The sequence below is a fragment of the Flavivirga aquatica genome (genome assembly GCF_001747085.1).
Classification (GTDB): domain Bacteria; phylum Bacteroidota; class Bacteroidia; order Flavobacteriales; family Flavobacteriaceae; genus Algibacter_C; species Algibacter_C aquatica.
In genome coordinates this window covers 82,171-90,498 of record NZ_MDJD01000046.1, presented here as the reverse complement: position 1 = coordinate 90,498, position 8,328 = coordinate 82,171, and the positions used below count along the sequence as shown (strand labels likewise).

Genomic DNA, 8,328 nt, shown 5'->3' with positions numbered 1-8,328 from the left:
TTTATCTAGTTTACTGATTATTTGAGAAAACAAAGTTATATTTAGCATCGGAGAAAGGTTTTTTTGTGTTCCACCACAAAGGTAACTTTGAGGAACAAATTTCCCTTTCTCTTTTTTTAAACGTTTAGGACGCTATTTTCAAGAAACATAAAAACAAACGAAATACCATCTAATAGAATGAAAAAGCCTGTGAAATAATTACACAGGCTTTTAAAATATCTTTAACTGATACTTCTCTTCCTATAATTTTTCCAGAATCAATTTTTTGTCCTAGTACATTATATATACTATAATTTTTAGTAATTAAAGTCTCTGGTAAAATTAAAATTACTTATATAGTATACAATTCAAAATACAAGCAAGCGCACTTGATGTGATACTAAAATAAGTTCAACATAAGAATGAAATATAATATATGATATGAGAAAGAAAAAATTTACTCCTAACTATGCATCTTATTAATTAAATGGAAATCGGCTAACACCAAAGCAGCCATAGCCTCTACAATGGGTACTGCTCTTGGAACAACACAAGGGTCGTGACGGCCTTTTCCTTGCATTTCTACAGTATTACCGGCTTTATCTATGGTTTCATATTTCTGAATAAGTGTTGCTACAGGCTTAAATGCAACATTGAAGTAAATATCCATACCATTACTTATTCCGCCTTGTATACCTCCAGAGAAGTTTGTTTTTGTAGTCCCATCGTTATTAAATGAATCGTTATGGTCACTACCATACATCGTACTTCCTTCAAATCCACTACCATACTCAAATCCCTTAACAGCATTTATAGAAAGCATGGCTTTTCCTAACTCGGCATGTAATTTATCAAAAACGGGCTCACCTAAACCAACCGGTACATTTTTTATAACACAACTTACAATACCACCTACAGTATCTCCTTTACTTCTAACTTCTTTGATGTAAGTTTCCATGTTTGCTGCCATATCTTGGTCTGGGCAACGTACAATGTTAGATTCTACTTTAGTTAAATCTAATTCTGTATATGGCTTACCTAGCTTCATAGTACCAACACCAGAAACATAAGCTTTAATTTCAATGCCTTTTAGCATTTGTTTTGCTATAGCTCCAGCAACTACACGACAAGCTGTTTCTCTGGCAGAACTTCTACCTCCCCCTCTGTAATCTCTAAAACCATATTTTTTATCATACACATAATCTGCATGACTTGGTCTATAACTATCCTTTATATGGGTGTAATCGTGAGATTTCTGATTTGTATTTTCAATAACAAACCCTATAGATGTTCCAGTAGTTTTACCTTCAAAAATACCTGAATGAAATTTAACAGTATCTGGTTCTTTACGCTGTGTAACAATTGCAGATTGACCAGGTTTTCTCCTATCTAATTCATTTTGTATAGCTTCTAAATCTAATTCAATTCCAGACGGACATCCATCAATTACACCACCTAAAGCAGGTCCATGAGATTCACCGTATGTTGTTAGATTAAATAGTTTTCCGAAGGAATTTCCAGCCATAATACATTTTTGCAGCAAAAATAAAGCTTTTTTCGAAATCAACTACACTAAATTCAGTACTATAAATCGTTTTGTTTAATTTATTTTTTGTTTTAAAATTATAAATCAGAAACACTATTTAGTGCCTTCTTTTTTATTTACAAAAAATGATTTAATAAAAACTATAGACTAAAAAAACTTCATGAATTTCAATTACAAAATCCATATACACATCAAAATCAACTAATTAATAAAAACATAATCATAGCATAGATATTTAATAATTCACATAACAATAACTTAACAATATACTCATACATCCATAATTATAAGATAATGACTACATAACATAAATATTAGTTATTTGTATGAATCTAAGCCCAACTACAATTGAAAATTAAAAGAAAAATAGAAATTGCTGTAATATCTGATGTCCATTTAGGCACTTACGGCTGTCATGCTAAGCATTTGTTAACATACTTGAATAGTATTGAACCTAAAAAATTAGTTTTAAATGGTGATATTATTGATATTTGGCAATTTAGTAAGCGTTACTTTCCTAAGTCTCACATGAAAGTTATAAAAAAAATAATGTCTATGGCCTCCAATGGTGTTGAAGTCATTTATATTACTGGAAATCATGACGAAATGCTTAGAAAATTCAGCAACACAACTATCGGTAATATTTCTATAGTTGATAAAGTTGTTTTAGAATTAGATGGAAAAAAAGCGTGGTTTTTTCATGGTGATGTTTTTGATGTATCCATCCAAAATGCAAAATTCCTTGCTAAACTAGGTGGCTATGGTTATGATTTATTAACAGTATTAAACCGATGTGTTAATTGGTATTTAGAAAAATGCGGCAAAGAACGCTACTCTTTATCAAAAAAAATAAAAAATGGTGTAAAAGGTGCTGTTAAATATATAAATGACTTTGAATCTGTTATTTCCGATATAGCCATTGAAAATGAATATGACTATGTAATTTGCGGACACATACACCAACCTAAAATAGAATACCGAGAAAATAAACATGGAAAAACCATGTATTTAAATTCTGGAGATTGGGTGGAAAACTTTACTGCTTTAGAATACCAATTTAAACGTTGGAAAATTTATAATTTTAATAAAGATAAATTGGCTCCATTTATTATTGATGAAGAAGTAGAAAATATAGAATTAAAAGATTTAATAGCTGCTATTACTATTGTTGACCATGTAAAGGAAAAAGCTAAAATTTAGTTTTATATAATAAAATTAGCCTTAATCAACTTCTATTTTATGTTGTAACTGAACATAAAACCTGAAGCTTCATGAATCATCGGTAGTTCTAATTATATACCAAAACTATATGCTTTTTTACCTAACAAGTGATTCTCTTAAAATTGTAATTGGATGCTTTGCTTCCCGTTGTGTCCCATCTTTTATTTGATGCCTACAACTTGTACCATTTGCAACTATTATAGTCGTTTCTGGGGCATTTCTTACTGCAGGAAATAAAGTTTGTTCACCTATTTGCATACTTACGTCATAATGCTCTTTTTCATACCCAAAACTCCCTGCCATACCACAACATCCACTAGGAATTATAGTCACTTTATAATTTTTAGGAAGGTTTAAAACCGAAAAACTAGGTAATTGATTACTCAATGCTTTTTGATGACAATGCCCATGAAATTTAATCGTTTTCGATTCTAAAGTAAACTGTTCTTGTGTAATATTCCCTAATTCTATTTCCTTTTGAATAAATTCTTCTATCAAGAATGTATGTTTTGCTATATGTTCCGCAGAAACTTTATCGTCTGCTAATTTTAAATATTCATCTTTGAATGTTAAAATAGCTGATGGTTCTATACCTATTAGAGGTGTTTCTTCCGTAATCAAATCTTTATATACAGCTATATTATTATTAGCAAAACCTTTGGCTTGCTCCAATAATCCTTTAGATAAAAATGCTCTACCAGACTCTGAATGATTAACGAGTACAACTTTATAGTTTAAGTCTTTTAATAGCTCAAGAGCATCAATTCCAACCTGAGTATCTAGATGATTTGTAAATTCATCATTAAAAAAATAAACGCTTTTAATACAATTACTTCCTTTTGATTTATTTGAATAGTTTTTAGAATAACGTGCTAAACTTTCATTTGAAATTAAAGGTAAATTTCTCTCTTTAGCAATACCTAATGATTGTTTTAATATGGATGAAGTAAAACTATTGGAAAACACAAAGTTTGTAAGCTTTGGTAATTTACTTCCACAACTATTTAAAGTATTATTATAAGCAAATAATTTGGTTCGCAAAGACACCCCATTTTCTTTTTGGTATTGATATTGAAACTCTGCTTTTAAACTCGCAGCATCTACGCTACTAGGGCATTCACTTGCGCATGCTTTACAACTTAAACACAAATCGAAAACATCTTTAAGTGCTTTATGGTTAAATTTATTTGCTTTATCAGAATTAGTTAAAAACTCACGCAAAGCATTTGCTCTAGCTCGTGTAGTATCTTTTTCATTTCTAGTTGCTCTGTAACTTGGACACATGGTTCCTCCAAATTCAGGTAACTTTCTACAATCTCCAGAACCATTACATTTTTCAGTTTCTCTTAAAATACCTTGAGATTTTGAGAAATCAAGTAATGTTTCTATTTCTGGCTCTTCCCTATTTGTTTTATATCGCAACGCTTTATCCATAGATAAAGCATCAACTATCTTCCCTGGGTTAAAAATAGTATCTGGATCGAACGCTGCTTTTATTTGCTTTAAAATCGAATAATTAGCTTCACCAATCATCATAGATATAAACTCCGAACGTACAATACCATCGCCATGTTCTCCACTCATTGCTCCTTTATACTTCTTTACTAAATGAGCAACATCGGTTGTTATCTTCCTAAATAAATCAACATCTGTTTTTTTCTTTAAATCTAATATGGGACGTAAATGAATTTCACCAGCACCTGCATGTGCATAATAAATAGCATCTTGATTATAATGCTCCATGAGTTTACTAAATTCAGAAATGAAATTTGCCAAATCTGGTAAAGCTACTGCTGTATCTTCAATACAAGCAACACCTTTTTTATCTCCAATAATATTACCCAATAATCCTAAACCTGCACTACGTAAGTTAATAGCTTTATCAATATCATCTCCTTCCAGCTTTGGAAAAGCATAACTTAAACCAGATTCACTAATAGTCTTAACTAATGTATTAGCTAATCCCTTAACTTCCTCTAATGTATCTGCTTTCACTTCGCACATTAAAATAGCCTTGGGGTCTCCTTCTATAAATTGTCTGTTTTCTTGCTGCGTTTTATTATGTTTCGTACAATCTAAAATGGTTTTATCCATCATTTCGCAGGTGTACAAATTATGTTTCATAACCAACTCTACAGCACTCATGCAACTTTCAATACTGTTAAAATGGGCAGCTACCATAACACTATTTTCAGGTGGTAACTTATCTAACTTTAAAGTAATTTGTGTTGTAAAAGCCAAAGTCCCTTCACTTCCAGATAACAACTTACACATGTTAAAAGCCTCAGATACTTCAGAATTTCCAGAAAACACTTCAGATTTTATAAGTTCATCAATCGCATACCCTGTGTTTCTACGATGTATTTCTGGTTTAGGGAAATTAGATTTAATGTCTTCTTGTATAGATTCTGAAATAAGCTGGGAATAAATCGTTTTATAAATATGACCTTCTAACGAATCTTCTTTTACCTTTTTCTGAAACACTTCTTCTGATACTTCATTAAAAACAACTTCACTCCCATCACTTAAAACAGTATGCATTTCTAAAACCTTATCTCTTGTTACCCCATACTGAATAGACGTGGTGCCAGAAGAGTTGTTTCCTACCATCCCTCCTATCATACAACGATTCGAAGTCGAAGTATTTGGACTAAAAAACAAACCAAAAGGCTTTAAATAATTATTTAATACATCTCGAACTACACCAGGTTGTACAGTAACGGTTTGTTCTTTTACGTTAACATCTAAAATATTAGTAAAATACTTAGAAACATCAACCACAATACCTTCTCCTACACATTGTCCAGCTAATGAAGTTCCAGCAGTTCTTGGTATTAACGATGTATTATGCACTGTAGCAAATTGAATAAGCAACTTTATATCTTCCTTGTTTTTAGGGTATGCTACTGCTAATGGTAATATTCTATAAACAGATGCATCTGTAGCATAGATTGATTTTATTAAATCATCAAAAAATAATTCTCCTATAAGTTTTTCTTGTAACGCTTGCAAATGCCTTGTTAGACTCATGTTTTAGTATCAAATTTATATCCTCGAAAAAAGAAGTTAAATATAAATACAATTTTGGCGTTATTTTTGAAAAACCAAATGAATATTAAAAATATGATCTTTTTTCACAAGAAGGATCGTATATTATTAATCAAAATAAAAGTTTAAACTTATGAAGAAATTATTTTTATTATCAGTTTTACTATTAGTTTTTACATTTACGTCTAATGCTCAAGACATATCAGAAAATGCTATTGGTTTAAGATTAGGAGATAGTGATGGCTTTGGAGCTGAAGTCTCTTATCAACGCTTATTAGGAGATACCAATAGATTAGAGGTTGATTTAGGTTGGAGAAACAGCAACAATTACGATGCTTTTAAACTTACAGGAATATACCAATGGGTTTTTCCTTTAGATGGGAATTTTAACTGGTATGCCGGTCCTGGTGGTGGTATTGCTTCATTTTCTGGTAAAAACAGATTTGATGGCTCTAGTGAAACTACATTTTTTGCTGCTGGTGATATTGGTATTGAATACAACTTTGAAATCCCCTTATTACTATCTTTAGATTTTAGACCAGAACTTGGTTTTAGTGATTATACTGATAACTTAGGTTTTGATATTGCCTTAAGTATTCGTTATCAATTTTAACTTTCATACTATATATAAACAAAAAAAGTGCTATTAAGCACTTTTTTTGTTTTTGGTATATATTTATAAAGCTACATCCAAGCAAATTATTACTTTTACCTTCTAATTAACATAGTTCTATTTTTTAATTAAGAAAACAACTATAGTACGAATATATTATAATGAAAAAACTCATCTTTATTTTATTCCTAACAAATTCAATATTTTGTTTATCACAAACATTAACGTTGAATATTCCTGAAGATCATTTCCAAATAGATGAAACCAATTCATTAATAGTTTCTCACATTGAAAATATTGAATCTTATAATGATCTTTCAACTTATAGTGACCTTATTTTATCTTTAAATACAGTTAATTACACTTTTTCCACTGTTCCAAATAATATAAATTATACAAATTCATATATCGTTAATGGTTCTTCAAAGCAATATATACTATACTTTACTCAATTACCAATCATTTCAATAGATACTCCCAATACCATTTTAGACGATCCAAAGGTACTTGCTAATTTCACATATTCTGATGATGAGCAAGTTCTTACTTCTAATATAGGTATCGAATTAAGAGGTGGCTCCTCTCGATCGTACCCTAAAAAAACATATGATTTAGAATTTTGGGAAGATGATAATGGAGAAGATACTCATAATGTCCAATTTAAAAATTTAAGATCTGATGATGATTGGATTCTTGATGCGTTGTATAACGAACCTTTACGGTTAAGAAGCTATACCTCAAGTAAACTATGGCTTAGTATGCATACTCCTTATTACCTAAAAGATGAACCTGAAGCTAAAGCTGGAGCAAATGTTGAATATGTAGAAATGTTTTTAAATGGTCGCTATAATGGCATTTATAATATCTCGGAACAAGTTGACAAAAAGCAATTGAAACTAAAAAGTTTTAAAAAAGGTGAAATAAGAGGAGAACTTTACAAAGGCATATCTTGGAGTGGAGCAACTAAGTTTTCAAGTATATCAAACTATGATAATAATAACAGAGTCTGGAGTGATTATGAAATGAAATATCCTAAAGAAGATGAGGCAACAGATTGGGAAAACCCATATAACTTTACCGATTTTGTAATGAATTCATCTAATACCGATTTCACTAATAATATTTGGAGTAAATTTAATTATGATAATTATTTAGATTATTTCATCTTTCTTAACCTTTTAAGAGCTACAGATAATAGAGGGAAAAATATTTACTTAGCAAAATATAAAGCAGATGAACCTTATTATTATGTCCCTTGGGATTTAGATGGCTGTTTTGGAACCATATGGAATGGTACTAATGAAAATATTACAGACGATATACTTACCAATGGTTTCCATGATAGAGTCATAAAATTGAATTTAAATAATTACGAAACAACCATCGCAAACAAATGGTTTGATTATAGAAATAATATTTTAGAAGAAAATAAACTAATAGAATCTATAGAAAAACAATATCAATTTCTTTCTGAAAATAAAATATATGAGAGAGAATCTATTGTATACCCAAACTACAATTATAATGAACAAACTCTTTCATATTTAATAAGCTGGCTTCAAAACAGACTTTCTTTTTTAGATACTTACTACGGTGATTTATTATCTATTGATAACATTAATTTAAATAAAACAGAGTTATCATTTTCTCCTAATCCTGCAAAAACCAGAATTCATATAAATAACACTAATAAACTTATAAATAGTGAATATAAAATATATGATTTTTTAGGAAGACAAATTGATAAAGGAGAAATTAATAATAATACTATTTCCATTGAAAAATTAAAATTAGGAAATTACATTATTATTTTAAATAATGAAGCCCATAAATTAGTAATCAAATAAGCTCTTAACAGTAAACATACTTAAAATCATTAAACTGATATTCCTTATTTATCTATACATTTTTACTCAAAGTT

5 protein-coding genes are annotated in these 8,328 nt (G+C 29.8%); 3 read left to right on the top strand and 2 right to left on the bottom strand.

Features of this window, described 5'->3' with window-relative positions; genetic code table 11:
• Positions 1-442: 442 nt before the first annotated feature.
• A complete protein-coding gene (gene aroC, locus A8C32_RS11875; RefSeq protein ID WP_069830642.1) occupies positions 443-1,504 on the bottom strand; it encodes a chorismate synthase in 1,062 nt (353 codons plus the stop codon).
• 369 nt (positions 1,505-1,873) lie between these two features.
• Between aroC and A8C32_RS11870 the strand changes: the two genes are divergently transcribed.
• Positions 1,874-2,725 (top strand): UDP-2,3-diacylglucosamine diphosphatase, encoded by an 852-nt coding sequence (locus tag A8C32_RS11870; protein WP_069830641.1) that lies wholly within the window; start codon positions 1,874-1,876, stop codon positions 2,723-2,725.
• 117 nt (positions 2,726-2,842) lie between these two features.
• Here the strand turns inward: A8C32_RS11870 and A8C32_RS11865 are convergent, their stop codons facing one another.
• Positions 2,843-5,776: an FAD-binding and (Fe-S)-binding domain-containing protein gene (locus A8C32_RS11865; protein ID WP_069830640.1), complete on the bottom strand. Its 2,934-nt coding sequence runs from the start codon at positions 5,774-5,776 to the stop codon at positions 2,843-2,845.
• 151 nt (positions 5,777-5,927) lie between these two features.
• Between A8C32_RS11865 and A8C32_RS11860 the strand changes: the two genes are divergently transcribed.
• Positions 5,928-6,407: a hypothetical protein gene (locus tag A8C32_RS11860; protein WP_069830639.1), complete on the top strand. Its 480-nt coding sequence runs from the start codon at positions 5,928-5,930 to the stop codon at positions 6,405-6,407.
• 161 nt (positions 6,408-6,568) lie between these two features.
• Positions 6,569-8,254, top strand: a complete 1,686-nt coding sequence (locus A8C32_RS11855) for a CotH kinase family protein (RefSeq protein WP_083253330.1) — start codon at positions 6,569-6,571, stop codon at positions 8,252-8,254.
• The last annotated feature ends 74 nt before the right edge of the window (positions 8,255-8,328 follow it).